The sequence below is a fragment of the Proteiniclasticum sediminis genome (assembly GCF_018128025.1).
GTDB classification, from domain to species: Bacteria; Bacillota; Clostridia; order Clostridiales; family Clostridiaceae; genus Proteiniclasticum; species Proteiniclasticum sediminis.
In genome coordinates this window covers 35,098-58,711 of record NZ_JAGSCS010000001.1, presented here as the reverse complement: position 1 = coordinate 58,711, position 23,614 = coordinate 35,098, and the positions used below count along the sequence as shown (strand labels likewise).

Below are 23,614 nucleotides of genomic sequence, written 5' to 3'. Positions count from 1 at the left end.
TATTCAGGAGGAAAACCCCCTGACTTCACAACTCTTGGATTACCGTGGACCTTCCAGATGAAGCACATGGGCCCGCTCGCCCAAGAGCTCCATCTCCCGCTCGTGGCAGGTGAAGAGGAAGATCTGGAACCGGCTGCTGAGCTCCACCAGGTAATCCAGGGTTCGCTCCAGTCGCATCCGGTCAAATCCGGCAAAGGGTTCATCAAAGAGAAGCGGAACCCTTTCTTCTCCAAACATCTGCTCAGCCATGGCCAAGCGAAGGGACAGATACAGCTGATCCAGGGCACCGGTGGATAAAAGATCTTCCCGCCAGAGAGCCCCCTTTTCCTCAAAGTTCATGGAAAAAAGGTCCGTGACCTTCACCGTGCGATCCATGCCCGTGATGGCCTCATAAATCCCGGTGACCTTGGCGTTGAGCGAAGCGGAATACCCTAGGCGCAGGCGGTCATAGGATTCCTGCATCAGCTCCATGGTTAAAGACAGGATGGCCAGGCGGTCTTCCAGCTCGGCCTCCTCCGCCTGAAGGCTGAGGATGGCATCCTCCACATAGAGGGAATCCCGAAACTTGAAGGAAGCCAGTTCCATCCGAAGTTCGTGCTGCTGTTCCAGAATTTCCCGCTCCCCTTCGCTCAGCTGGCGTTCCTCCTGTTCCAGATCCCGCTGATCCCGTGGGGAATCCCAGCCCAGTTCTTCCAGAAGTTTCAGTTCTCGCTTCACTTCCTCCTCGGACCGATCCCCGATGATCCCCGCCAGGGAAAAGCGCAGCGCCTCTTCCTTCACCTGCAGATCCCGCATCCTCTCCGCTTGGCCTTTGTAGTGTAAAAGATCCTCCACGGGATCCCTGGACGCATCGCCATAACCAAGATTTTCCAGATGCTGGCGCAGAAGATTTGACTTCTGCGCCATCGCCTGCTCCAAATGGTTCAGGTGCTCCCGCTTTGATGCGGAGAGCGTGAGCTTTTCGTTTTTTTGATCCCGGGTTCGCCGATAGCCTTCTTCCCCTTGAAGAAGCTCTTCCACGGAGCCTGTTCCCGTGAGGCGAAAGAGGCGATCCTTCTTCCCGCGAAGTTCCCGAAGCCGAGTCTCCCATCGTTCCTTTTCCTGATCCTCTGGGATGGCATCGATGAGCTTTTTGGAACGGACGATCTCTTCAGGGTCCATGCCCAGTTCCCGGGCTAACGCCGCCACCTGAACCTCCATTTCATCGGCCTTCTTCAAGTTGCGGCGCAGCATTTTTTTCTGAAGCGCGCTGTAAAGGGCCCCATAGACCAGGGCCAGGGCCACCCCCAAAACAGCCAGAAGGCTTTCCTTCACCACGATGAAGCTGTAGAGGGTTCCAGCCAGGAACAGAAGCATCCCCAGCAGAAGTCCCGTTTTCTTCGGCTTCAGCTTTCGCAAAAGCCGTTCATACCGGCCCAGTACAGCCTTCAATTCGTCCCGCCTTAGCAGGAGCCGCTCCTCGCGGGGGGAAGAATCTCCGAAATAGCGCAGTTTTTCCTCCAGAAGCAGTTCTTCGCTTTGGAGGGAAATCAGGGCCAGAATTTCTGCCCGGGAAACTTCGCTGTACCCTTTTTGCGTATCCAAAAGCAGGTCCAGCTCCTGGATTTCTCGCTTCAGGGAAGCTAACGTTTCTTCCTGTTCCGCCATTTCTTCCTGCAGATCCTCCATATCATCGGCCAGATGATCCAGCTCTGCGATCTTTTCTGTGGACAGCGGATGAAAATCCTGCTGCCGCTCTTCCCCTAGGCGATGGAGCTCGTCCAGATTCTTTTTCAGCCTTAAAAATTCATCCTTCACCTGGTAGAGCTGAATTTTGTCTTTCAGCTGGTGAAGTTCTGCCCGCCGGTGGCGAAGCTTCCCCAGGGATTCCTCCAGTTTCTTTTCGGTTTGGAGAAGCTCGGTCTTTCGTCTCTCCATGTTTCGGCTCTCCCCCAGCTCTTCGTGGAGTGCTGCCAGCTGGGCATGGACTTCTTCCAGCCGGCCCGTCTTCCGGACACCCTGGATGAGCTTCATTTCTTCCCGGATCTTCTCCATGGCTTTGGTATAGGAAACTTCCTCATCCCCGCTTTCCAAGAGATTGGTGAGCTTGGTGGTAAGTCCTTCGTCTTTCTCTGGCGAAAACACGGTCCGGCTCTGACCGATGCACAGGGTCTTCAGAAAACCTTCATGGTCCAGCTGAAAAAGCTCCTTTCCCAAGGTCTCCGCCAAAGGTGTCTGGGTGTAGCTGTCCCCCTCATAAGCGCGAAAGAAGTCATCTTTACGCTTGGCCCCGATTTTCCGTTCGAGAATGAACGTCTTGTCGTCCAGCTCCAGGGTCATGCTCCCAAAGGTATATTCTTCGCCCCGGGGGAGATACTTCTTTCGAACCCCCTCCACCTGAGCCTTTTTACTGGCACTGGCCCCATAGAACATGGAAAAGAGGAAATTCTGCAGGGTGCTCTTTCCCGCTTCGTTGGGGCCGTAAATCACATTAAGGCCGCTGCTGAAGGTAAATGACTGATCACGGAGCTTTCCGAAGCGGTCAATATGAATCTTTTTGATCTGCATTTAAAACTCCTCCTGACTCAAGATCCGAAGCCCCATCTTTCGGGCTTCCTCCCAGTGCCGGGGATTCCCTTCCCCTTTAGCCTGGCGCTCCTTAATGACCGAGAGAAAGATCCCTTTCAAAGACCCGGCCATGACGGGATCCTGCTCTTTTTCCACCTGGGTGAGATCCACCAGGGAAAACTCCTCCAGATGGCGCGAGAGCTCCCCTTCCAGCCGAGCTTCGTCCAGGATGGCATAGGGAGGAAGTTCCCCACGAAGCAGGATTTTCGGAATGGTATCCGCCCTCTTCCCGGCGATGAGGATCCGGTCCAGCATTTCCTGATGGGTCAGGCAGCCGGTGAGGTCCACGGGGACCTCTTCGTAGGTTCGCTGGGCCAGCTTCTGGAACTTCAGATTCACCCCATCGGCAAAGACTTCTCCCGTGATGACGCCCTTTTCGCCCAGCTCGTCAAACCCCCGGCCTTCGGGGATTCCCGCATAGGCATAGGAAACGGTGCCTTCCCGCTGGATGCCGCTGTACTCGTGCCGATGACCCAAGGCCACATAGCTGAATCCGCTGCTGCGGAGGCTTTCCCGGGTCATGGGGTTGTAGCGGCTGGCCCCTGTGGTCACTTCTCCGTGGAGCAGAAGAATTTTAATGGGGGCAGTGGAAGGCGCAGAGATTCTCTCCAGAAGATTCCGGGTCACCACCGCTTCCCGGAAACCTTCCCCGCAGACCACACAGTGAAGCTCCGGCAGATAAACCTCCTCATAGTCCCCAAAAACATGGGTGTTGGGAGGAAAAGGATCAGTGGTATAGGGGCTCTCCAGCGTATAGGGATCATGATTTCCGGGGGTAATGAAGATTCTTCCGGAGAATCGGGAAAACTCCCGATGAAGAAAATCCAAGGTATTCCGGGTAACCCGGGCAGAATCGAAGAGATCCCCCGTCAGGAGGAGCAAATCCGCCTGAACACTCAGGGCGTAATCCACGAGACGGCGGACCGCCAAAAGCAGCTCTTCACGGCGCTGCTGGCGAAAAGACAGATGATGGAGCACCAGCGGACTGTCGAGATGAAAATCTCCGCTCTGCACGATTTTTACCGAACGCATAAAACCCCTCCTCGAACTGCAGTTCGTTTTTATTATAACACAGATGTCCTCGGCGGGAAATCCCACAGGGCTTGGTTTTGGGGTCCCCTTTCCCCGGGGAGCCGCCTATGGTACCATGGGAGAAAGAACGGAAGGAGGTGGATCCATGACGATGATCGTCGCCCATCGGGGATACAGCAGGCACTATCCGGAAAATACCCTGCTGGCTTTTCAAAAAGCCATCGAAGCGGGGTGTGATGGCATTGAGCTGGACGTGCAAATGACGAAGGACGGGGAACTGGTGGTTCTCCACGATGAGACCCTGGAGCGGACTACCAATGGGCAGGGACTGCTTCAGGATCAGGTGGCAGATCGTGTGAAAATCCTCAATGCGGGAAAGCTCTTTCCCCAGTATGGATTTGTGCCGGTCCCGCTTCTTGCCCAATGCCTGGAGCTGGTGCAGTCTTCGGGGATCTATGCCATCCTGGAGCTGAAAAACAACGTGCTTCCCTATGTCGGCATGGAAGAAAAGGTCATTGCCCTTGTCCGGAAATACGAACTGACCCACCGGATCATTCTCTCTTCCTTTCACGGTCCATCCCTGGAGAAATGCCGCCTAATGGCCCCGGAGATTCCCACCGCCCTTCTCACCCGCCGAATCCTGTTTCGCCCTGGGGCTTTTGCTCGGCGAAGCGGGGCAGCATATCTCCATGTGCGCCATACGGTACTGACCCGCGGCCAAATCCGGGAAGTTCAGGCCACCGGCGTCAAGGTCCATGTGTGGACCGTCAATGATCCCCGACGAGCACGGATGTTCCTGCGGTCCGGGGTTTATGGCATCATCACCGATGATCCCGAAAACCTTGTCGCTCTTCGAAATGCCTTCCGCTGACCGGATTTAGCCCGTGAAAAAGCTGCCTTTGGGGCAGCTTTTGTGATTTATGGGATTTAGATGCCTTCTTCCGGGCCCATTTCCGTTCCCCGGTCCACGGGCTCCTCCTCGGCGGCTTCCCTCTCCGGGGATTCCTCCGGGGTATTGCGGACTTCATAGGTGGAGTTGCTGTCTCCAAAGTCCGTGAACTTGATTTTCAGCCGCAAATCCTGAAGACTGTATTTTTCGGCAGGAAGATTCAGCACAATATCATCGTTATAGCTGGTGAGTCCGATTTCCTCATCCTCGTCGGGGAAGTCCGAATCGGGCTCGGCTTCCTCTCCTTCCGTCGGCTCCGGATAAAGGGTCTGTTCCTCCGCTTCATAAGTGCTGTTTTTCTCGCCGTGCTTTCCCAGCCGAATTTGGATATTGAGATCGTGGAGATGGTACTTCTCCACAGGGATTTCCAGTACCAGTTCTTCCTCTTCCTCGCCCTTTGCCCCGGAATCCGCGAAAAGCTTCGCCACTTCCGCCAGAAGCTCCTCCAGGGTTTCAAACTCATACAGGGTTTTCTTCCATTTGAACGAGGGGCGCTCCAAGCCCCATTTTCGCTCTTTGGCCTTGAGCACCAGATCGGGATGAGCTCCTTCCAGCTGCTGCTTTAGACGTTCAAACTCGGGATATTCTGAGTTCACCTTAATCTTCATGGATATTTCCCCCTTTTCCTTAGAGCTCCTGCGTCTTGGCCTTGGCCAGGCGCTTTTTGTATTTGTCGAACTTTTTGCGGGTTCTGGCCAGAAGTTCCTCTTGACCATTGAAGTGACCGTCTTTTGCCGAAGGACGGCGATAGATTCCATTTCCGCCCAGAATGCGGGATTTGACGTTATCTTTTAGATTGTAATCCAGAATGGTTTTTACTTTGTGTTTGCAGTCCTCATCCAGAATGGGGATCAGGAGCTCAATGCGGGTGTTCAGGTTCCGTTCCATCCAGTCGGCACTGCCGATAAAGATATCTTCTTTCCCTTCATTGTAGAAATAGAAGATCCGGGAATGTTCCAGGAAGCGACCCACGATGGACCGCACATGGATGTTTTCGCTGAGCCCCTTAACCTCCGGACGGAGGCAGCAGATTCCCCGAATGATGAGCTGAATCTCTACCCCATCCCTAGAAGCGCTATAGAGTTTTTCAATAATGTCCTTATCCACCAGGGAGTTCATCTTGGCGATGATCAGGGCTTTCTTGCCACTTTTTGCATGGAGGCGTTCATTTTCGATGAGCTGGGTGAACTTGCCCCGCATCTCATCGGGGGCCAGGGTGGCCAGCCGCATGCGGTCATAGCGGTAATGCCCCGAAAGGCGGTTAAAGATGTCCGAGATGTCATCGGCCAGATCCTTGTTGCTGCTCATGAGGGAGACATCCGTGTAGAGCTTCGCCGTGACGTCGTTATAGTTTCCGGTGCCCACATGGAAATAGCGCTTGATTTCGTTATTCTCCCGGCGGACGATGAGGAGGGCCTTACAGTGGGTTTTCAGTCCCGAAACACCGTAGATCACATGGCAGCCGGCTTTTTCCAGCCGTAGGGCCCAGTTGATGTTGTTTTCCTCATCAAAGCGCGCCTTCAGTTCCACCAGTACAGTTACCTGTTTCCCATTTTCCGCTGCTTCAGCCAAAGCCTTGACGATGGGCGAATTTCCGGATACCCGGTACAGGGTCTGCTTAATGGCCAGCACCTGGGGATCTGCTGCGGCATCCTTCACCAGCTTGATGATGGTGCTGAAGCTGTCATAGGGATGATGGAGAAGAAAATCCTTATGACTCATGGCCTGGAAAAGATCCTCATAGGCCAGAAGCTCCGGTACCGGCAGCGGCACAATCTCTTTGAAGCGATGCTCCTCATTGCCGGGCACCCGATTGAGCTTATGGAGAAAGGACAGATCCAAAGGACCGCTGATGCGAAAAACATTGTCCAGGGTGATCTCAAACTCGTCCATGAGGTATTCCAGAAGCTCGGCACTCACCGCCGTTTCCACCTCCAGCTTGATCACATTGCCCCATTTCCGTAGCTTGATGGTCTCTTTAATCACTTCCAGAAGATCATCCGCCTCGTCTTCGTTGTACTCCAGGTCCGCGTTGCGGCTCACCCGGTAGCAGGCCATGCCCAGGATGTTGAAGGCATTGAAGAGCTCCGGGATTTTCAGCTTTAAGATCTCCTCCAGCAGGATAAACTGTCGCTTGGTGGGACTGCTGCTGGGGACATAGTGGAAGCGGTCCAGTACCTTGGGCACCTGAATGGTGCCCACGTGATGCTTTTCGGGCGAAAGCTTTTCCTCCAGAAGCACCGCGATGTTCAGGGTATCCGACGTCACCAGTGGAAAGGGCCGGGTAGAATCCACCACCATGGGGGTGAGCACCGGATAAATGCTCTTTCCATAGAGCTCATCCACATAGGCCCGCTGCCGGTCATCCAGTCGGTTTCCGGGGATAAATTCCAGTCCCACGGCCTCCAGATCCTTTTTCATCTCTGTATTGAGATGGGTGTAGAGATCCTCCAGGAGAACCCTCGTGCGGCGGTTGATGGCCAGGGTTTGCTCCTTGGGGGTGAGCCCCGAGGAATCCCGTTTGTAGATCTTGGCATGGATCTGATCCGACAGGGTGCCATACCGGATCATGTAGAACTCATCGAGATTGGACACCACGATGGCGGCAAACTTCAGCCGCTCCAGGAGCGGATTGCTCTTGTCCCGGGCCTCTTCCAGCACCCGATGATTAAACTCCAAAAAACTCAGCTCCCGATTGATGAAATCCTTCGGGGCATATTTATAGGTTTCCATAAAATCACCTTCTTTACCTCTCTGCTTTCATCCATTATATCTTAATATTCGTACAACTTACAGCGCTATTCCCCGCGGTCCCTATGTTTTTTCCCCGTTCTTATTGCCTTCTCTTTCTCCCCGCCCCTTCGTCTTTATTGTGGTATGGAAACTTCACTTGTATAATGGGTATAGAAGAAATCAAATTTATTGAAAGGAGGAGCTATGAGAGTAGGAATTATTGATATCGGCTCCAACTCCATGCGGCTTGTCATCTACGAAGTCCAGGGAAAAAGCTATTTTGTCGTGGGTCAAGTAAGGCATTCCGCAAGACTCGGCCAGAATATGGTCCATGGCTCTTTGCACCGGGGCCGGATCGAATACGGAATCAAAGTCCTCAAGGACTTCAAAGAATACATGGAATCCAAAAATGTCACGGAAGTCATCGCCGTGGCCACAGAAGCCGTTCGCAAGGCGGCCAACAAAGATGAGTTCCTGTCCCGGGCCAAGGCCGCATTAGGCAATGAGATCCGGGTCCTTTCCGGGGAAGAGGAAGCCTTTTACGATTATTATGCCACGGTGAACACCCTGGATCTGGAAAAGTGTCTCATGGTGGATATCGGCGGCAGCAGCACGGAAATTGTCCTCATTGAGAATCGGGTTCTCCAGGAAGCCATTTCCATTCCCTTTGGCAGCATCGTCCTCACGGAGCAGTTCAACATCAAAGAAAACCCTTCCCAGGAAGAGGCCCTCATCAGTTATCTGAAGGACAACTTCAAGGCCATCCCCTGGCTGAAGCGGGCCCGAAACTATCCCGTGGTGGGCATTGGCGGCTCCGTTCGCACCTTGGGAAAAATTGACCGGTTCCGCAAGGACAATGCCATGTTCATCTCCCATAACTACAGCATGGACCAGAAGGACGTGTCAGAGATCTACGATCTCATCCGGGAGTACCTGGAAGGCACCGTGAAACGGGTGAACGGCCTCAGCCGGGACCGGGAGGATATCTTCATTGGCTCTTTAGCCACCCTGAACACCCTCATGCGCCATCTGAACTCCCGCAAGCTCTTTATTTCCAATGCCGGTATTCGGGATGGCCTGCTCTTTGAGCGGATCTTAGGCCGCAACCGTCGGATCCCCGATGTGCTGGAGTTCTCTTTGGACAACATCATCACCAACCATATGTATCAGGGCTACGAGGGCAAGGATCTCTTCCAGCTGGTCCGGGTCATGTACACCGCCCTTTGTAAGTCCTTCCCCCAGCTTCTGGGCAACGGGAAGGTGCTGAAATGCGCCACGTACCTCTATGACATCGGGACGAACATCAACTATTTCCAGCGGGACCGGAATACCTTCTACAGCATCCTCAATGCGCCCATCAACGGGCTCAGCCAAAAGCAGATTCTCATGGCGGCCTCCTCGGCTTCGGTATTTTCCGCCAACGATCTGCTCAAAGAGTTTTTCCACAAAAAGATCCTCTCCACCCGGGATATGCGCATCATCGAAATGCTGGGGATCCTCATAAAAATCGCCGAAGCCCTGAATCATGGGGTTTCCGGTGCCACGGAGATTGTGAGCATCACCCTTACGGATACGGGAATGCTCATGGAATGCAAGACTCCCTCCGACCCCATCTTCAAGATGGAGGAGCTGAAGGGCTATCTCCCCAAATTCCGCAGCATCTTCAAGCTGACCCTGGATGTCCGCTTTCTTCCCTAAAACAGCAGTCCCCGCAAGTTGCCAGACTATGGCAAAACTTGCGGGGACTTCATTTTCATCCGAAACAAGGAATTACTTGAGAATTATCTCCAGAAGTCCTGTGGTGGACAGGAGAATGAGGAAAACCAGGACCGGAACGACATACTTGATGAGCACGGTCCAAAATTTTTCTGTGCGGAAAGCGCTGCCTTTTTTAATCTCCTGCACCACAGCAGGAATGCCCCAGACAAAGCCGATGAACACGGCGCAGAGAATTCCGCCCAAGGGAAGAAGATAGTAGGAGGTGGTCACATCGAGGAAATCAAAAATCCCGTAGGCTTTCCCGTCGATCCAGGGAATCTGGAAGCCCTTCCATGCCCCGAGGGACAGGGATGCCCCGATGCCGATGAGGAACATGAGGGTGGTGAAGATGAGCACAGCCTTTTTTCGGCTCCACTTGAACTGATCTATGCCGAAGGATACGGTGACCTCCATCAGGGAGATGGAGGACGAGATGGCGGCAAAGAAGACCAGCAGGAAGAAGAGACCGGAAAACAGACTGCCCAGGGGCATATGGTCAAAGACTGCAGGAAGGGTTACAAACATAAGCCCGGGTCCCTGGGTCGGTTTAAAGCCGAAGGCAAAGACTGCAGGCAGGATGGCAAACCCGGCGAGAATGGCCACGAGAGAGTCCAGGCTAGGGATGATGAAGGCATCCTTCTCCATATCCTCATGGGAGCTGAGATAACTGCCATAGGTCACCATGATGCCCATGCCCAGGCTGAGGGAAAAGAACACCTGCCCCAGGGCCGCGATGACCACCTTCAGGGTAATCTGGGAAAAATCGGGGCGAAGATAATATTCCAGGCCCACACTCGCCCCGTCCAGCGTCACGGATCGGAACACGACGACGAGGAGCAGCCCAAAAAGAGCCGGCATGACGATTTTGGACGCCTTTTCGATGCCGCCGGAAATTCCCCGGATGACGATGATGGCCGTGAGCCCCATGAAGATCAGGTGATAGATCACCGGCTCCACAGGAGCGCCAATGAAGGACTCGAAATAAACGGCTTTGTCCGCGCCGGTGCCGGTGAAGCTGGCCACGATATACTTAATTACCCAACCGCCCACCACACTGTAGTAGGATAAGATGAGGAAACCGGCCAGGATCCCCAACGCGCCGATAAATCCCCATCCCTTGCGGATTTTGTGATAGGAGCCATAGGCGTCAGACTGGGCACGACGACCGATGGTCATTTCTGCCAGCATGAGGGTGAAGCCCAAGAGGACCACCAGCACGATATACACCAGCACAAAGGCTCCACCGCCGTTTTCCCCTGCCAAATAAGGAAACTTCCATAAGTTTCCCAGTCCCACAGCAGACCCCACGGCTGCCATGAGAAAACCAAATCTTGAGGACCAGGTCCCCCGGTTTTTTTCCATCTTTTCCTCCTCGGCCGATGCAGAACCTTTCGATGCACCATCGGCCCCTTGCTGAATTTCTTGTCCCATTATAAAGGGAACAGAAAATAAATGGCAAGACTTCTCGGAAAATAAGCTAGAAATTCTCAATGTTCATGATTTTCGACAGAAAAATTTAACTTCTGTTAAAATCTGTTTTTTTGTGATTTTCCTTAGGGAACATTGAGAAACTCCTTGTAACAGAGATCCCGAATGGTTTCCAAGGCTTTGATCCGGGCATAGCGCTTGTTGTTTCCGTTGATGATGACCCAAGGGGCTTTTCCGGTGTCCGTTTTGTTGATCATGTCGCTGATGGACTCCACATACTGGTCCCATTTCTCCCGATTGCGCCAGTCCTCATCGGTGATCTTCCAGAGCTTGTTTTCGTCTTCCTGGCGCTCCTGGAAGCGTTTCAACTGCTCCTCCTTGGAGATGTGGATGAAGAACTTGATGACGATGGCTCCAAAGTTGGTCAGAGATTCTTCAAAATCATTGATCTCCTCGTAGGCTCGTTTCACATCCTTGTTTTTCGCAAAGCCTTCCACCCTCTCCACCATGAGCCGTCCGTACCAGGAACGGTCGTAGATGGCGATGTGCCCGGTTTTAGGGATATTCTGCCAGAATCGCCAGAGGTAGTGATGACGGATTTCGATGTCCGTGGGGGCAGCGGTGGTGTGAATCTCGTACCCTGTGGGATCCAGCTGCTGCACCAGTCGCTTGATGTTTCCCCCTTTTCCGGCTGCATCCCAGCCTTCGTAGACGATGAGAAGGGGGATTTTCTTTTCATAGAGGGTATATTGGATATCCCGCATCTCTTTCTGGAGAATTTCCAGTCTATCCTTGTATTCCGCCTTGGAGATATCCCCCGAAGTCTCATACTTCGTCAGAATATCCGGGAAACTCCCATCAAAGAATCCGTCGTTGGGCGGAGGCGTTTCTGCCCGTTTTTTCTCCTCTTCCTTCAGCCGTTCTTCCAACTGGGCCACCACGATGCGAAGCACATCGTTAATGGCCTTTTCCCGGAGTTCATAGGGGATTTTATGCCAGGAGTCATCCTCAGCCACGATCTCCTCCATGTCCTTCTGGTAACGCTTGTCATTGGCCTTGTCATACTCCTGGGCTTTCCACATGGTCCGGGGATTGTCATACATCCGCTGGAGCCTCTCCTTCTGTTTTTCCGGCTTGATTTCCACATAGAACTTCAGGAGCACTGCCCCATCCTCTTTCATGGTCTTCTCAAACGCCTGAATTTCCTTCAGGAGGACTTTGTTGCCGTTGTAGCGCTCGTTTTCCACCATTTTGTTTTTCATGGCGATATAGAGGGAGTACCAGCTTCGGTAATAGATGGCAAATTCCGTATTGCTTGGGGTGTTGATGAAGTACTGCCAGAAGAACGGTTTGCGAAGCTCCGTTTCCGTGGGGTTATGGGTGGCATAGAACCTCGTGTACCGGGGATCCAGGGCCAGAAGAAGTTCATTGGCCAGCCGTCCTTTTCCTGACGCATGGACGCCTTCAAAAAGAATCATCACCGGCACCTTGTACTCTTTCAGGATCCGCTGCAGATAACCCAGCCGGGTCACCAGGCCCTCCTTCTCTTTCAGGTACTTTTTTACCTTGTTGCCTTCTTCCATGGGACACCTCCTCAATCTTTGCTTTATTTTACCATATCCGCTTCTCGGATACATTTTGATTCTGTCAACATTCAAAACATGATATATTAATTTTAGACGAACAATCGGGAGGAAACCCATGAAAATTACCGTAAAACCCTTTGAAGACCTGACCCTCGGCGAGTTCCACGATTTGGTGCAGCTCCGCATTGAAGTATTCATCCTGGAACAGCAGTGCCTTTATCAGGAACTGGATGGCGATGATCCCAAGGCCCGCCACGTGCTCGTTTATGATGATCAGGGAAATCTTGCCGCCTATGCCCGTCTCTTTGCGCGGGGCATCAAGGGAGAGGAAGCCTCCATCGGCCGCGTCATCACCAGTCCTCGCCATCGTTCCCAGGGCTATGGGGATGTGCTCATGGGAGAAAGCATCCGGGTGCTAAGCTCCCTGGGGGAAATGCCCATCCGCATCTCTGCCCAGCGCTATGCCCAGGGATTCTATGCGCGGCATGGCTTTGTGCCCACGGCAAAAGCGCCCTACCTGGAAGACAATATCCCCCATTTGGAAATGATCCTGCAAGAAGAGGTGAAGTAAATGAGTAAAAGCTATGAAATTGTTAAGTCCACCAAACCCCGCCGAATCCGTCAGTCCTGGAATGCTTATTTTATGAACATCGCCCAGGTGCTGGCGGAGCGTTCCTCCTGTGACCGAGCCTATGTGGGGGCGGTCATCGTGAACAAGGATAACCGGATCATCGCCACGGGCTACAACGGCAGTGTGGGAAGCAAAACTCCCCAGTGCGATGACATCGGCCACGTCATGCGGGATGGTCACTGCATCGCCACCCTCCATGCGGAGATCAACTGCATCGCCTACTGTGCCCGGGAAGGCATTTCCCTGAAGGACTCCAAAATCTATGTGACCCATTTCCCCTGCCTTAACTGTACCAAGGCCCTCATCCAGTCCGGGATCCGGACCATCTACTATCTGGACGATTACCGCCTGGACGACTATGCCCTGGAGCTCATGAACATCAACCAGATCGAGGTGGTCAAGCTCACCCAGGAACCGGCAGTTCCCGTGGAAGATTTCGAATCCATTCCATAAAAAAGCCCCGCGAAGGCCAGGCAGGCTACACTGCTTCCGGTTCCTTGCGGGGAATTTTTTTTACTTGTCGAAGACACCGCCGTGCTTCTTATTCTTGAAAGCTTTACGGGTGGAACCCATCTGGGTGTCCGGCCGGTCCAGCGCTGTTTTCTTCTGGCCCTTGGCTTTCTTCTGATCGATAATTTCCTGTAGTTTCTTCTTTTGTTCTGCGGTAATTGCCATGATTTTAGTCCCCTTTTTCCTGGATTTGGATCCAGGTCTGTTCATTCACCTATTATAGGGGATATCCTTCCCCCCGTCCAGGTTATTCGTTTTTCGGTTCTTTCTTTTCCTTCTCCAGCCGCTGAATCTGCTTTTTCAGTTCACTGCGCATGAGATCCATGACTTCGCTGTTTTTCATGGGAAGGGCCTGATATTCCGCCGTGGCCACCCGGACCATGACATTGATGTAGGCATAGGCCAGGGCCGTGGTGATGAGCGCCGCCGTACCTCCCGAGATGATTCCGCCCACCACGGTGCCCGCGCCGGGAACCAGCTTTAGGAGGTTGGACACGATGGTACGCCCGGTGTATACGGCTCCGCTGACCCCGGCGGCCGAAGAGACCACCGACGTGATGAATGCTTTGTTCACGGAAACGCCGAAGATGCTGGTGATCTTGGCGATCATGGCGATCTGGCTGGAGGCCAGAATAGGCGCATCGGCAAAGGGGATGGGGGTAAAGCCCACCATGAAGGTTTCTGCAATGAAGCCCTTTGCCCACTTTTTGGCATACTCAGCCTTCTTCAGCACATCCACCTTCTGGGCGTTGATAAAAGCCCGTTCCGCATTTTCCGGGATCACCCGGAGGGTGAGATCCACCAGCTCGGACAGGCCAAAGGACGGCACACTGAAGCCGCCGATGACATAGGGTGAGGCGATGACGGGAACAATCCCCTGGATGGGAAGATTTCGGGAGCCGATGTAGGTCTTCAGCTGCTCCATGTTCTCCTGCTGCAAAGATTGGGTCAGGACCACAATGACCGGAAGCTTCGCCGTCAAATCCCGGATCCATTCCTCCTCGAAGGACTCCAGCCGGTTGGTTCCGGTATTGACGCAGTACCAGACCAGATGAATCCGGTCCCGTTCTGCGCCATATTTCGCCATCTGGGCCAGCTCTTCATCCACTTCGCTGCGAACGGCTTTCTGGACCGCAGGGTCCAGCTCCAGTCCCCGGGTGTCGTAGAGATTAATGGGGATACCCTCCTTGGAGATCTTTTCCAGATGCTCCGTCACCGGTCGTCCCACACCGGTCATGGCGAGATTTTCCCGGAAGATGTTGTTGATCAGGGTGCTTTTCCCCACTCCGGTTTTTCCGATGAGGAGAATATTGATGGGATCCATGGCTTTAATCTCCTCTTCCGTCTTATTCACAATTTCCTTGACCACATCCATCACGTCCAGCACGGGCTATCTCTCCTTCTCTCTCCATTCATTTTTCCCATCATACCGCAGATTTCTGAAATTTGCATGAAAAAGCCCGGGTAACCGGGCTTGCGTACTAATTATTGAAGATTCTGCGGGCGGTGATGAAGTTGAAATACTTGATGGAAATTACATTGACGCTCTTACCTGGGCGTGGGGAATGGATCATATTGCCTCCGCCCACATAGATGCCCACATGGGAAATTCTTCCGCTTCCGAAGAAGAGCAGATCCCCGGGTTTCAGATCATTGTAGGAAACCTTGGTGCCCATGGTGGCCTGTCCGCCTGTGGTGCGGGGAAGGCTCACACCGAAGTGACGGTACACATAGGAAGTGAATCCGGAGCAGTCAAAGCCGCTGGGAGTAGTTCCGCCCCATACGTAGGGCACGCCCAGGAACTTGTAGGCATAGGAGACCACGGCGCCACCGGTACCGGAAAGGTTCACGGAACCAGAGTTGTTGTTCTTGGAGGCTTCTGCCTGCCGAGCGCTCTCTCGCTGTCTCAGGATGGTCTTGCCTTTCTCGATGAGGTCCACGACTTTTTGATCCGTGGTGGAGGTGATGATCTTTCCTCGGATATCGCGCAGCGCGTTGACAGCTGCCTGAATGGCTTCGTCGGAACTGGAGGAGTTATTGATGATGTCATCGTTGTCGCCAATGTAGTAGAGTTCGGCCATGGCAAGGTTGGAGACAATCTTGGCTTCTTCCGCTTCCAGCTGCCCCATGAGCACATCGGCTTCCGCCTGCTTGCCCTCAAATTCCTTGAGGCTGGCTTCATTCTGTTCTTTCAGCGCCACAACTTCAGCCATGGAGGCGTCCATTTGGGCTTTCTGAGTTTCCAGTTCGTTCTTGATGGCTTCGATCTCATCGAGCATCTGGCGGTCAAGCTTGGCGATCTGAATGATGGCGTCGGTGCGGGCGATAAAATCCGCAAAGCTCTCGGCCCCCAGCAGTGTATCCAGGAGTCCTGAATTGCCCTGTTTGTACATGGCTCTCAGCCGGTCGCCGTACTCCTCTTCCTTTTCCAGAAGCCGAGTCTGGGTGGCCGCGATTTCGCTGACCTTGGCATCAATTTCACTCTGAATGCGGGCGATATTGCTGTCGTTCTCTTGAATCTTAATCATGATGTTGGTGATGTCATCGGCAATGAGGGAGATTTCCATATCGATCTCGCCCATTTTCTGCTGGATGGCGTCATACTGACTCTGAACAGTTTCCAATTCAGCCTGCTGAGCGGTGGTCAGCGGGGAAGCAAATACCGGCATGGCTGTACCATACAATAGGGTTGTGGCCAGCACTGCGGCGATCACTTTGCTCTTTACAATCTTCATGGCATCCTCCCGAAGGTTTTATCGTTTCGGATAAACATATGACAAACTAATTACAGATTGGATTATATCGATTACTTATGAAGAAGTTATAAAGAATTGTGAAGGGAGTTAATCGTTCATTAAAGATTCTGCGAACTTCTCCCCAAAATGGCATCTGCTCGGAGTAATTCTCCCAAGGTAAACACGATATTTTGCGCCTTCCGGGAGGATTGTTGAATGGTGGCTGAAATTGATGAATTTTCCATTCAAATTCCTGAAGATCATCGGTACAAGGCAAAAGAAGTGCGTATGTTTTGCATTCCTCAGGGCCGTAATGATATAATCACTTCATAAGAAATGAGGTGAATCCATTGAATAAGATCCTGATCATCGAAGATGAACCCTCCGTTCTGGAAGCCATCTCCGCTTATCTGCGCAAGGAAGGCTATGAAGTCTACACGGCAGAACGGGGTTACCGGGGCCTGGAGTATTTTGAAGAAATCCCTTTTGATCTCGTCATTCTGGATCTGATGCTTCCTGATATTTCCGGAGAAGAAATCTGCAAACGCATCCGAAAAACCTCCAGCACCTATATCTTTATGCTCACGGCAAAATCCAGCCTGGAAGAGCGGATCAAGGGTCTGGATCTGGGCGCAGACGAGTATCTGGTCAAGCCCTTTTCTCCCCGGGAAATCGTGGCCCGCGTCAACGCGCTGTTCCGACGAATCAAGGATACCAGCGAGAGCACCAATGTCGTGTCCTTCAACAATGGCGAACTGATCATCGACCGGGACAAGCGGGAAGTGAAGCTGCGCAACGAGGAAGTGGCCATGACCCCCATCGAGTTTGATATCCTCAACATCCTTTCCAGCAATCCCGGGATTGTCCTTTCCCGAGAAACCCTCATTGATCGGGTTCTGGGCCCGGATTTTGAAGGCGTGGACCGGACCATTGACGTCCATATTAAGAATATCCGCAAAAAAATCGAGGCGGACACGAAGAATCCCGCCTATATCATTACGGTCTTTAAGCTGGGGTACAAGTTTGGTGGTGGTCAATAGTTGAGATCCATTAAGTATAAACTGACCATTGCCATCGCCATCAGCGCCCTTTTGTCCCTGCTCATCGCCTATGTCGTCATTAACCTTTCCCTGAATACCCGATTCAATGATTATCTCAAGATCAATCAGGAAAAACGGGATGAACGGATCATCAGCAATTTCCGGGAAAGCTACATTAAGGATGACCGCTGGACAAGGACATCAGGGAAAGCCGTGGAACGGGAAGCGGAATCCGCCAACTTTACCATCTCTCTCCTCAACTGGGACAAAACCCCCATCTGGACCATGGATCCCTTAAATTTGGTGACCCGGGACCGGGAAATCAATCCCGATTCCACCCTCAGCATGGATCAGTATGTGGCCTATGAGCTTCCCATCAAGAGTGAGAATGAAATCCTGGGTTATGTGGTCATCGGACAGTTTTCCCCTTTGGTCATCTCCCAGGATGACGAAAACTTCCTGAATTCCATCACCGTGGGAATTCTCATCAGTGCCTTCATTGCGGTGTTTGTGATTCTCCTCATTGCCCTCTTTGTGGCCCGGCAGCTGTCAGATCCCATCGAGAAGATTTCCCAGACGGCCTACAGTCTGTCCATGGGTGATCTGTCCGCCCGGGGCAATGACACGGTGGATGTGAAGGAAATCGAGATCCTCCGAAAGAGCATCAACTCCCTGGGCGAAAAACTCGACCGGCAGGATATGCTTCGAAAACGGCTCATCACCGATGTCTCCCATGAGCTCAGAAATCCTCTAAACGTCCTGCAGACCAATCTGGAGGCCATCATCGACGGGATTCTTCCCGCCACCCCGGAGCGTCTCCAGGGACTTAACTCAGAGGTCATCCGTTTTGGAAAGCTCATCGACAATCTGAATATCCTGAAACAGTTCGAAGCGGAAAGCATGGTGGCCAAAATCGTTGTGCTGGATGTGCGTCAGGTGCTCCAGGATATCTACCACAATTTCCAGGGCCTCACCAAAGAGAAGGCCATTAAATTTAAGTACATCTTTTCCAAGAATACCCCCGTCCATATTTTAGCGGACAAACACTCCTTCTATCAGGTCATTTCAAATCTGCTGCACAATGCCATCAAGTTTACCCCGCGCAACGGGTCCATTACCCTTCGGCTCAGCAATGACGACGATTATTGCTACATTCGGGTGAAGGACACAGGCATCGGGATTCCCAAGGAGGATCTGCCCAACGTCTTTGAACGGTTCTACCGGGTGGACAAGTCCCGGGAACTGGTGGAAGGCAACGGCATCGGCCTCACCATTGTGAAGAACTTTGTCAAGCTCAATGGCGGTACCATCGATGTGACCAGCAATTTGGGCAAGGGTTCCACGTTCACCGTCAAGTTTGCCCTCTATCAGCCTTCCACGGATTTTGCCGCCACGGAGCTGGAAGAGGAAATGGACTTTCCCCTCACCTTCACCGACGGTCGGGAGTATGACGAGAGCGATGATCAGCCCCCATCGAAAGACACGTAAGAAATAAAGCGCCTGGATTTTACAATCCAGGCGCTGCTGTTTAATGCGTATTATTCACTCTTGATGATATTATCCTTGGACTGGTTTTCCAGCTGATCCAGGATGAGCTTGATCTGCTCCCGCAGACCCACGATGCCATCCAGATCCAAGGGAAGACTGCAGGCGATGTTATTGGGTACCTTCTCGGCCTCTTCCATGAGTTTTCGGCCTTTGGGGCTCAAATAGATGATGAGATTGCGCTCGTCTCGCTTGTCCCGCGTTCGTTCGATGTTCCCATCCAGTTCCAGTTTTTTGAGGAGTGGTGTCAGGGTTCCCGAATCCAGCTTGAGCTTGCTGCCCAGTTCCTTCAGCGAGATGCCGTCCTTTTCCCAAAGCACGATCATGACCAGATACTGGGTGTAGGTCAGGTTCAGCGGTTCCAAAAATGGGCGGTATATTTTTGTGATTTCCCTTGAGAATGCGTACACTGCAAAACAGAGCTGATTTTCAAGTTTCAGTTCATCGATCATCTTTAGTACCTCTCATCCTATTGTATTCAATCGAATTGTATCATAAGTCAATGGATTCTGTCAATGCAGCAATTTTTCAGATCCCCCGGTAGAGACGATCTGCCAGAAAATCAGGCAGCCCCGCCTCTCGGATTTTCTTTGCCGCTAAATCCACATCATAGGAAACCGAGCGGAAGGTAACCTTTCGGAGCTTGGTGTCATAGAGAACATAGTGGGCTAAAGGGCTCCCGTTGCGCGGCTGTCCTACGCTTCCCGCATTGATAACATAGCGCTGTTCATCGAGAAAAAGCTCCCCCTGGGCGGTTTTATAAGTTTCGATGCTGCCGTCGGGAAGCTGTTTGAAAATACAGGGCTTGTGGGTATGGCCGGTGAAAATGACCTGGATCTCCTCCTTCGCCATGCGCTGGAAGCTCTCCTTTAGATACAGGGAATCCTTGTCCTGGGGGAACACGTAGGGAAACTCCAGGGGATGGCCCAGCATCGTATGGCACAAAAGAAGATCCCCGATTTTAAGGGTTTCCGGCAATCGCTGCATATGGTCCAGATTTTCTTTGGACAAAACCTTCATGCTGTGAAGAACCCCCAGCATGGCGTTTTCACTGAAATGAACCAGGGTGTCCGGTCGGACGGCCCCATATTCATGGTTACCCATGACCCCTTTACCCCCCAGGTCTCTGAACTTTTGGTAGCAGTATTCCGGCGAAGCGCCATACCCGATGATGTCCCCGAGAAAAAGCACCTCATCGGCTTTTTCCGTCGCCAGCACCTGATCCAGAGCCGGCTGATTGGAATGGATATCACTGACGATCAGATAAATCATGGTCGACTCCTCCATCTTGAATAAATCCCTCTTCGTAGAGAACAAGGTAGCGATTCTCAATGAGGCTTCCCTCAATGACCAGATGCAGCCGCTGAAGATCGATGGACTCCAGTAGTTTTGCCGAAAGGGCTTCATCCAGCTCCTTCTCCACTTTATTGATGAAAAGCACTCTTTTTCCCTGGGCATCCTTAAACAGCGCCCGGGGGTCATCGATGATCCGGGTGAGATTATCGATGGTGACCAAAGAGCCGATGGAACTTCCCGTGAGTTCAATGAATTTATCCAGATGGTGGATGTTGGCGGCATTGACTTGAAGCCCCAGGGACTGGATGTCCACAATCCCGATGGTCACATCCGTGGAAGGGGGAATTCTCGGTTCAAAATCCCGGAATCCCTTCAGTCGCCTGCCATTGGAGAAATCACACTCGATGATGCTGTTGTCAAAGGCTTCGGAAATCGCCGCAATGTCTTCGCTTTCCAGGCCCAGCATCAAATCCTCCTGATTCTTGCCTTTGCCGATGATGTAGACGCCGGGATGATCCACAGAAGCTAGGTCATAATCCCGGACATAGGAATAGTCCAAAAAATCGTAGACCCGGAATCCCGGTTTGAGGAAAGTGGTGGTACTGGACACCAAGATTTTCTTCTTTTTCCGAAGACCTTCCGTGAGACGGCGGATCAAGGTGGTTTTTCCACCGGCACCCACCAGGGCATAATTCCGAAACTTATCCATCTTTAGCATTTCCTGCAGCATCCGCGCACCTCCTTTCCTGGCCCTTGAGGACAAATTTGTATTCAACTTGATTTTATCATATCTTCTCCGGAAAGAGCTATTTATTTCCCTCGGCCCCCTCGGTTTGTCCTGCTTTAACAGATCTTCGACGGTGGACGCAGACTCTTGGACTGAAATATGCCATTAGGGGTAGAATTTTGTTTTGCAATTGGCTTACCCAAAGACCCCGAGGAAACATGTGAACAAACAGTTGACACTCCTTTCGGAAGATGCTAAAATGAGCAATGTAGCCCAGTTGAGGGCAATCAAATACTCTAGGGGTATAGTTCAACGGCAGAGCAACGGTCTCCAAAACCGTAAATCAAGGTTCGAATCCTTGTACCCCTGCCAACAAGGTCCTGCACGATGTGCAGGGCTTTTTCTTTTCCTTGTTATTTCACGAGAAGCGCTAAAGCGAATTTCCCTTTTCCCAATTAAACCTCACTTAAAATCCCGTTTTCCGAAGTTTCTTCAATATTTCTGATGTTAAGCAAAAATATCCTCTTTTTATTGCCGAAATATCAAAATCTATGGGGATTCTACAGTAAAACATCCAAAAGTCGAGGGAAACCGAGGGAAACTCAGGTAAAGTGCTTTTCCCCCGGAAACCGCTCGTTTTGGCCTTTGAAGTATTTGGCGTTTCATCTTAAAATACGGAGAGATATTCCGGCTGAAGCGCTATCTTCATTTCGGAAAAAACCCCTTGAGGAGGAGCCATGATCACACTACGACAGGACATCTCTCTGGACGATGCCTTATGCATCGCAGACTGGCTGGAAGATGAAGATGTTCTCCGCTATCTGAATGAGGATCTCGGAATTAGCCATTCCATCCGCAATCTGGTCTTGACGACCCGTATGCCCCTTTATAATCAAACCTTTAATAACCGAGGACCCTTCTATCTCATCTGTCATGACAATGCCCCCATCGGCTATGTGAAGTTCATCCGTAAGTCCGGCTTCCATGAAATTGTCATCACCATCGGCGATAAATCCCTTTGGGGAAAAGGCTTTGGGAAAAGAGCGCTGACTTTGGCGCTGCAGGAAGCTTTCTTCACCCACCGTTTCAATACGGTTAATGCGAAAATTAAAACGGAAAACCACCGCTCGGTGAATCTCTTTGAGCATGTGGGCTTCCTCCCGCTGGATCCCTATGCGGACAACCTTCATTTCACCATGAATCTGACCGCGTATCTGAAGAAGGCTGCATAATAAGGATCTTCTCTATATCGAACGTCATCGGCGCCCGCTGTTCTGCCTTCAGAGCTGCGGGCGTTATCTGTTTTCTTGTCTAGCCAGGCCATCCATTGGCTGACGCGCTTTTCAGAACGCCTTGGTTGCGTTATAATAACAGGATAATAAAGGAACTAAAAGAGGGATACTTATGATTAAATATACCGCCAGCGTGGCTGAAACCATGCACCTGGGAGAAGCTCTGGGGAAACGCGTGGAAAAAGGCACCACCATTTGCCTCACCGGAGATCTGGGCACCGGGAAAACCCATTTTGCCAAAGGCTTTGCCTTAGGCATGGGCATCCGCGACCACATCACCTCCCCTACATTTACCATCGTCAATGAATATCACGAGGGACGTCTCCCCTTTTATCATTTTGACGTGTACCGGGTCCATGATGCTGATGAAATCCTGGATATCGGTTTTGAGGAGTACGTCTTTGGTCAGGGCGTCACCCTTATCGAGTGGGCCGATCTCATCGAATCCATCCTCCCCGACAGTTTTATCCATGTGAACCTGGAGAAAACGGAAAATCCCGATGAACGTAAGATTACCATCCGCGGGGTAGGCCAAGAATACGACTATTTAAAGGAGCTGGAATAATTGAAAATACTCTGCGTCGATACCTCCTCCAATAACTGCTCCCTGGCGGTGGTTACGGAAGACGCCCTTCTGGGAGAAGTCAACATCAACTACAACCTGCAGCACTCCACCCTCCTCATGCCCCTCATCGAGGAGCTGTTGCAGCGGCTGGACATGGAAGCGAAGGACATCAATGCCTTGGCTGTATCCACTGGCCCGGGATCTTTCACCGGTCTTCGCATTGGACTGGCGGCCATGAAGGGCATCGCCACGGGCCTCCAGGTGCCGCTCTATGCGGCGGACAGCCTGAAGGTGCTGGCTTATGGGGCTTTCGGCTTCCAGGGGCTCATTGTTCCCATGGTGGACGCCCTCCGCGGCGGATTTTATACCGGCATTTACCGCTTCAATAAAGAACACCTAGAGACGCACCAGGAGCCGGTGATTCTCACCTTTGATGAACTCAAGGAAAGGCTGAAGGACGAAACTCAGCCTATCCTGATCCTGGGAGAAGCCCAGACAAAACTTTCACCGGAGGTGCTCCGCTTCCAGGAGAACGTCCTCCTGGCTCCCCCTGTGCTGAATATCCCTAAGGCCGCCAATCTGGCCTACCTACTAAAGGAGCGCATTGCCCGGGGAGAAAGTGAGGATATCCATACCCTGGTTCCCCTATATCTTCGAAAAAGCCAAGCCGAGCATGAGTACGAGAAAAAGAAGGGACTGCGATCATGATGGAGAATTTCATCATCGAACCCCTGCAGGAAAAACACTTGGACGCCGTCTATGACATCAGCTGTGCTGCCTTTCCCCTCCCCTGGTCCAAGGAGGACCTGCGCCGGGAAATCCAAAACCATATGGCGATTAACCTGGTGATCCTGGCGGATGACCAGGTGGCGGGATATCTTCAATGCTGGTATTCCTACGAGGACGCCGATCTTATCAACATTGCCGTGCACCCGGATTTTCGCCGGCGGCATTTGGCCCGGGCACTACTTCTCCACCTCATTGACCTTCTAAAGAAGAAGGATGTGGAGAATGTATTTCTCGAGGTGCGAGTGTCCAATCTCCCCGCTCAGCTTCTCTACCGTTCCCTGGGTTTCATCACCTTGAGCCGACGGCCCCGGTACTACATTAACGGAGAAGATGCCCTAGTCATGAATCTGCAGATTTAAGCGAAAAGACTCACCCCTCACGGGATGAGTCT

22 protein-coding genes and 1 tRNA gene are annotated in these 23,614 nt (G+C 52.1%); 11 read left to right on the top strand and 12 right to left on the bottom strand.

Translation table 11 applies throughout. The features are described from left to right. Positions 1-39 precede the first annotated feature (39 nt). Both KCG48_RS00270 and KCG48_RS00265 read right to left on the bottom strand, forming a co-directional pair. Entirely contained in the window at positions 40-2,547 is a 2,508-nt protein-coding gene (locus KCG48_RS00270; protein ID WP_211799286.1) for an ATP-binding protein, read from the bottom strand. Continuing rightward, the gene (locus KCG48_RS00265; RefSeq protein ID WP_211799285.1) at positions 2,548-3,639 is read right to left on the bottom strand and encodes a metallophosphoesterase family protein; all 1,092 of its coding nucleotides are present in this window, start codon (positions 3,637-3,639) and stop codon (positions 2,548-2,550) included. It lies immediately after the preceding gene. 145 nt (positions 3,640-3,784) lie between these two features. Between KCG48_RS00265 and KCG48_RS00260 the strand changes: the two genes are divergently transcribed. Continuing rightward, positions 3,785-4,510 (top strand): glycerophosphodiester phosphodiesterase, encoded by a 726-nt coding sequence (locus tag KCG48_RS00260; RefSeq protein WP_211799284.1) that lies wholly within the window; start codon positions 3,785-3,787, stop codon positions 4,508-4,510. Positions 4,511-4,566: 56 nt separating this feature from the next. Here KCG48_RS00260 and KCG48_RS00255 read toward each other — a convergent pair whose 3' ends face one another. Continuing rightward, positions 4,567-5,196, bottom strand: a complete 630-nt coding sequence (locus KCG48_RS00255; RefSeq protein ID WP_211799283.1) for a hypothetical protein — start codon at positions 5,194-5,196, stop codon at positions 4,567-4,569. A gap of 19 nt (positions 5,197-5,215) precedes the next feature. Further along, the gene (gene ppk1 / locus KCG48_RS00250) at positions 5,216-7,321 is read right to left on the bottom strand and encodes a polyphosphate kinase 1 (RefSeq protein ID WP_211799282.1); all 2,106 of its coding nucleotides are present in this window, start codon (positions 7,319-7,321) and stop codon (positions 5,216-5,218) included. A 204-nt stretch (positions 7,322-7,525) separates the two neighbouring features. Here ppk1 and KCG48_RS00245 point away from each other — a divergent pair, with 204 nt between their 5' ends. Beyond that, positions 7,526-9,019: a Ppx/GppA family phosphatase gene (locus KCG48_RS00245; protein ID WP_211799281.1), complete on the top strand. Its 1,494-nt coding sequence runs from the start codon at positions 7,526-7,528 to the stop codon at positions 9,017-9,019. A 72-nt stretch (positions 9,020-9,091) separates the two neighbouring features. On the opposite strand, the gene KCG48_RS00240 is transcribed toward KCG48_RS00245, so the two are convergent. Both KCG48_RS00240 and KCG48_RS00235 read right to left on the bottom strand, forming a co-directional pair. Further along, complete coding sequence (locus tag KCG48_RS00240) at positions 9,092-10,441, bottom strand: sodium-dependent transporter (RefSeq protein ID WP_211799280.1); 1,350 nt, start codon at positions 10,439-10,441, stop codon at positions 9,092-9,094. A gap of 191 nt (positions 10,442-10,632) precedes the next feature. Next, positions 10,633-12,090 (bottom strand): phosphate--AMP phosphotransferase, encoded by a 1,458-nt coding sequence (locus KCG48_RS00235; protein WP_211799279.1) that lies wholly within the window; start codon positions 12,088-12,090, stop codon positions 10,633-10,635. 118 nt (positions 12,091-12,208) lie between these two features. Here KCG48_RS00235 and KCG48_RS00230 point away from each other — a divergent pair, with 118 nt between their 5' ends. Both KCG48_RS00230 and KCG48_RS00225 read left to right on the top strand, forming a co-directional pair. Beyond that, entirely contained in the window at positions 12,209-12,664 is a 456-nt protein-coding gene (locus KCG48_RS00230) for a GNAT family N-acetyltransferase (RefSeq protein WP_211799278.1), read from the top strand. Continuing rightward, the gene (locus KCG48_RS00225) at positions 12,665-13,177 is read left to right on the top strand and encodes a deoxycytidylate deaminase (protein ID WP_211799277.1); all 513 of its coding nucleotides are present in this window, start codon (positions 12,665-12,667) and stop codon (positions 13,175-13,177) included. 60 nt (positions 13,178-13,237) lie between these two features. On the opposite strand, the gene KCG48_RS00220 is transcribed toward KCG48_RS00225, so the two are convergent. The 3 genes from KCG48_RS00220 to KCG48_RS00210 all read right to left on the bottom strand — a co-directional run bounded on the left by KCG48_RS00220 (position 13,238) and on the right by KCG48_RS00210 (position 15,969). After that, a complete protein-coding gene (locus tag KCG48_RS00220; RefSeq protein ID WP_211799276.1) occupies positions 13,238-13,399 on the bottom strand; it encodes a hypothetical protein in 162 nt (53 codons plus the stop codon). Between the two features lie 82 nt (positions 13,400-13,481). After that, complete coding sequence (locus KCG48_RS00215; RefSeq protein ID WP_331000361.1) at positions 13,482-14,621, bottom strand: GTPase; 1,140 nt, start codon at positions 14,619-14,621, stop codon at positions 13,482-13,484. A 94-nt stretch (positions 14,622-14,715) separates the two neighbouring features. Then, positions 14,716-15,969 (bottom strand): C40 family peptidase, encoded by a 1,254-nt coding sequence (locus tag KCG48_RS00210; RefSeq protein WP_211799275.1) that lies wholly within the window; start codon positions 15,967-15,969, stop codon positions 14,716-14,718. Positions 15,970-16,319: 350 nt separating this feature from the next. On the opposite strand from KCG48_RS00210, the gene KCG48_RS00205 reads away from it, so the two are divergent. Together KCG48_RS00205 and KCG48_RS00200 are read left to right on the top strand one after the other, a co-directional pair. Next, complete coding sequence (locus KCG48_RS00205) at positions 16,320-17,009, top strand: response regulator transcription factor (protein ID WP_211799274.1); 690 nt, start codon at positions 16,320-16,322, stop codon at positions 17,007-17,009. Continuing rightward, entirely contained in the window at positions 17,010-18,497 is a 1,488-nt protein-coding gene (locus KCG48_RS00200; RefSeq protein ID WP_211799273.1) for a sensor histidine kinase, read from the top strand. A gap of 50 nt (positions 18,498-18,547) precedes the next feature. On the opposite strand, the gene KCG48_RS00195 is transcribed toward KCG48_RS00200, so the two are convergent. From KCG48_RS00195 to yqeC, 3 genes are all read right to left on the bottom strand, one after another. Further along, a complete protein-coding gene (locus KCG48_RS00195) occupies positions 18,548-19,006 on the bottom strand; it encodes a MarR family winged helix-turn-helix transcriptional regulator (RefSeq protein ID WP_211799272.1) in 459 nt (152 codons plus the stop codon). A gap of 76 nt (positions 19,007-19,082) precedes the next feature. After that, a complete protein-coding gene (locus tag KCG48_RS00190) occupies positions 19,083-19,826 on the bottom strand; it encodes a metallophosphoesterase family protein (RefSeq protein ID WP_211799271.1) in 744 nt (247 codons plus the stop codon). Further along, positions 19,804-20,580, bottom strand: coding sequence for a selenium cofactor biosynthesis protein YqeC (gene yqeC / locus KCG48_RS00185; RefSeq protein ID WP_211799270.1), 777 nt, complete (start codon positions 20,578-20,580; stop codon positions 19,804-19,806). Before yqeC ends, KCG48_RS00190 begins: the two co-directional genes overlap by 23 nt. Before the next feature lie 295 nt (positions 20,581-20,875). Between yqeC and KCG48_RS00180 the strand changes: the two genes are divergently transcribed. The 5 genes from KCG48_RS00180 (at position 20,876) to rimI (ending at position 23,582) form a co-directional block, all read left to right on the top strand. Continuing rightward, positions 20,876-20,949, top strand: a tRNA-Trp gene (locus KCG48_RS00180). 365 nt (positions 20,950-21,314) lie between these two features. Further along, positions 21,315-21,809 carry a GNAT family N-acetyltransferase gene (locus tag KCG48_RS00175; protein ID WP_211799269.1) on the top strand — a complete coding sequence of 165 codons (495 nt, stop codon included), beginning with the start codon at positions 21,315-21,317 and terminating at the stop codon, positions 21,807-21,809. Between the two features lie 172 nt (positions 21,810-21,981). Then, the gene (gene tsaE, locus KCG48_RS00170) at positions 21,982-22,434 is read left to right on the top strand and encodes a tRNA (adenosine(37)-N6)-threonylcarbamoyltransferase complex ATPase subunit type 1 TsaE (RefSeq protein ID WP_211799268.1); all 453 of its coding nucleotides are present in this window, start codon (positions 21,982-21,984) and stop codon (positions 22,432-22,434) included. Then, positions 22,435-23,142 (top strand): tRNA (adenosine(37)-N6)-threonylcarbamoyltransferase complex dimerization subunit type 1 TsaB, encoded by a 708-nt coding sequence (tsaB, locus tag KCG48_RS00165; RefSeq protein ID WP_211799267.1) that lies wholly within the window; start codon positions 22,435-22,437, stop codon positions 23,140-23,142. Then, entirely contained in the window at positions 23,139-23,582 is a 444-nt protein-coding gene (rimI, locus tag KCG48_RS00160; RefSeq protein ID WP_211799266.1) for a ribosomal protein S18-alanine N-acetyltransferase, read from the top strand. The genes tsaB and rimI overlap by 4 nt, the downstream gene beginning before the upstream one ends. Positions 23,583-23,614 lie beyond the last annotated feature (32 nt).

Bases quoted from the DNA above. Each gene is read 5' to 3' on its own strand.
- KCG48_RS00270 (WP_211799286.1), bottom strand. From the start codon at position 2,547: ATGCAGATCAAAAAGATTCATATTGACCGCTTCGGAAAGCTCCGTGAT.
- KCG48_RS00265 (WP_211799285.1), bottom strand. From the start codon at position 3,639: ATGCGTTCGGTAAAAATCGTGCAGAGCGGAGATTTTCATCTCGACAGT.
- KCG48_RS00260 (WP_211799284.1), top strand. From the start codon at position 3,785: ATGACGATGATCGTCGCCCATCGGGGATACAGCAGGCACTATCCGGAA.
- KCG48_RS00255 (WP_211799283.1), bottom strand. From the start codon at position 5,196: ATGAAGATTAAGGTGAACTCAGAATATCCCGAGTTTGAACGTCTAAAG.
- ppk1 (WP_211799282.1), bottom strand. From the start codon at position 7,321: ATGGAAACCTATAAATATGCCCCGAAGGATTTCATCAATCGGGAGCTG.
- KCG48_RS00245 (WP_211799281.1), top strand. From the start codon at position 7,526: ATGAGAGTAGGAATTATTGATATCGGCTCCAACTCCATGCGGCTTGTC.
- KCG48_RS00240 (WP_211799280.1), bottom strand. From the start codon at position 10,441: ATGGAAAAAAACCGGGGGACCTGGTCCTCAAGATTTGGTTTTCTCATG.
- KCG48_RS00235 (WP_211799279.1), bottom strand. From the start codon at position 12,090: ATGGAAGAAGGCAACAAGGTAAAAAAGTACCTGAAAGAGAAGGAGGGC.
- KCG48_RS00230 (WP_211799278.1), top strand. From the start codon at position 12,209: ATGAAAATTACCGTAAAACCCTTTGAAGACCTGACCCTCGGCGAGTTC.
- KCG48_RS00225 (WP_211799277.1), top strand. From the start codon at position 12,665: ATGAGTAAAAGCTATGAAATTGTTAAGTCCACCAAACCCCGCCGAATC.
- KCG48_RS00220 (WP_211799276.1), bottom strand. From the start codon at position 13,399: ATGGCAATTACCGCAGAACAAAAGAAGAAACTACAGGAAATTATCGAT.
- KCG48_RS00210 (WP_211799275.1), bottom strand. From the start codon at position 15,969: ATGAAGATTGTAAAGAGCAAAGTGATCGCCGCAGTGCTGGCCACAACC.
- KCG48_RS00195 (WP_211799272.1), bottom strand. From the start codon at position 19,006: ATGATCGATGAACTGAAACTTGAAAATCAGCTCTGTTTTGCAGTGTAC.
- KCG48_RS00190 (WP_211799271.1), bottom strand. From the start codon at position 19,826: ATGATTTATCTGATCGTCAGTGATATCCATTCCAATCAGCCGGCTCTG.
- yqeC (WP_211799270.1), bottom strand. From the start codon at position 20,580: ATGCTGCAGGAAATGCTAAAGATGGATAAGTTTCGGAATTATGCCCTG.
- KCG48_RS00175 (WP_211799269.1), top strand. From the start codon at position 21,315: ATGATCACACTACGACAGGACATCTCTCTGGACGATGCCTTATGCATC.
- tsaE (WP_211799268.1), top strand. From the start codon at position 21,982: ATGATTAAATATACCGCCAGCGTGGCTGAAACCATGCACCTGGGAGAA.
- rimI (WP_211799266.1), top strand. From the start codon at position 23,139: ATGATGGAGAATTTCATCATCGAACCCCTGCAGGAAAAACACTTGGAC.